The 1540-nt window shown below is 65.8% G+C and carries 1 protein-coding gene; it reads right to left on the reverse strand.

Annotated features, from left to right (window positions below):
* Positions 1 to 35: 35 nt before the first annotated feature.
* Positions 36 to 1274, reverse strand: coding sequence for an IS110 family transposase (locus ABZ490_RS52140; protein ID WP_359008125.1), 1239 nt, complete (start codon positions 1272 to 1274; stop codon positions 36 to 38).
* Positions 1275 to 1540 lie beyond the last annotated feature (266 nt).

The raw sequence follows: 1540 nt of genomic DNA on the forward strand, positions 1-1540 counted from the left end.
AGGAGTCTGATTCGAAAATCCAACCTTCCCGCAGGTCACCCCGCTTCCGCTGATTGGAGGGACACTTGATAACCGAGCATGTTGAGCTGGCTGACCAGGCGCCGTGTCTGCCGCGTCCGGCCGGTTCGCTGGAGGAAGTAGTCCGCTCCGAGGTCGGTGTACTCGGCGTTGTTGGTGAGCATGTGCCAGATCGAGGTCAGGATCGTGTGGCCGACCGCGACCAGGGCACGCTTCTTCCCGCGGCGGATCGCGATGCGTTTGTAGCGGGACGCGAGGTAGGTGTTCTTGCTGCGGGCCGCAGCCGTGGCGGCGAGGCCGAGCGCGTTCTTCAGCCATGGATCGCCGGGCCGGGACTTGCCGGAGGTGTGCTTGCCGGAGGACTCGTAGTTGCCCGGACACATCCCGGCCCACGAAGCCAGGTGGGCGGCCGAAGGGAAGCGGGTCATATCCGCGCCGATCTCGGCCAGGATCATCTCCGCCGAGCGGGTGCTGACGCCGGGGATGGTGGCCAGCAGCTCGATCTGGCGCCGAAACGGATCGAGTTGGCGGGTGATCTCCTCGCTCAGCCGGGCCTCGGTCGCCCTGACCGCGTCGATCCGGTCGAGCATGGTGCGCGCGAGGAAGGCATGGTGGTCGGTGAACCGGCCGGTCAGCGCCTGGGCGAGGATCTGACGCTTGGAACGCATGCTGGCGAGGGCCATCTCAGCGAGGACCTCCGGGTTGCGCTCTCCGGCGATCAGGGCCTCCAGCATCGCGCGGGCCGATTTGCCCAGCAGGTCAGAGACGACCGCGGACAGCTTGATCCCCGAGTCCTCCAGGAGCTTCTCCAGTCGCTGGGCCTCGCGGGTCCGTTCTCGGATGACCTCGGTGCGGTAGCGGGTCAGGTCCCGCAGCTGCCGGATGGCCGGCGGCGGCACGAACGAGTGCCGCACCAGACCGTGTTCGACCATCTTGCAGATCCACTCGGAGTCGGCGACATCGGTCTTGCGGCCAGGCACGTTCTTCATGTGCCGGGCGTTCAGCAGCCAGCACTCGATGTCGTTCTCCAGCAGGTAGAACACGGGTTTCCAGTACGACCCCGTGGCTTCCATGCCGACCACGGTGACCTGTTCGGCGAGCAGCCAGTCCCGCATCGCCAGCAGGTCACGGGTCATGGTGGAGAACGTACGGATCTCCTTGCGGCGGCGTTTGCCCGGTCCCTGGACGCGGACGCACACCTTCACGTCCGCCTTGCCGATGTCGATTCCGGCGCATCGTTCGTGGACCACGTCCATGCCCCGGTCCTCCCCTCGTGCGGTGTGCAGTTGCGCAGCAGCCGTCCGGCGGGGACCAAGCAGGCAAAAGAATCTGATTCACATGCTCGAAGCAACACTTCCGGGTGCCTGACGAAGGGTCCCCGGCGTCCTACTCAATGTCGGGCTCCGGTGGCGCCAAGACTCCGCGACGTCAGCCGGACGACCGGAGCCAATTTTCTCCCCTTTGGGGTATCACCGTCCGGAGATCGGATTACTCAATGACGAAGTCAAGCCGCCTGCGTGAC

It is taken from the genome of Streptomyces sp. NPDC005811 (assembly GCF_040630405.1).
Classification (GTDB): Bacteria; Actinomycetota; Actinomycetes; order Streptomycetales; family Streptomycetaceae; genus Streptomyces.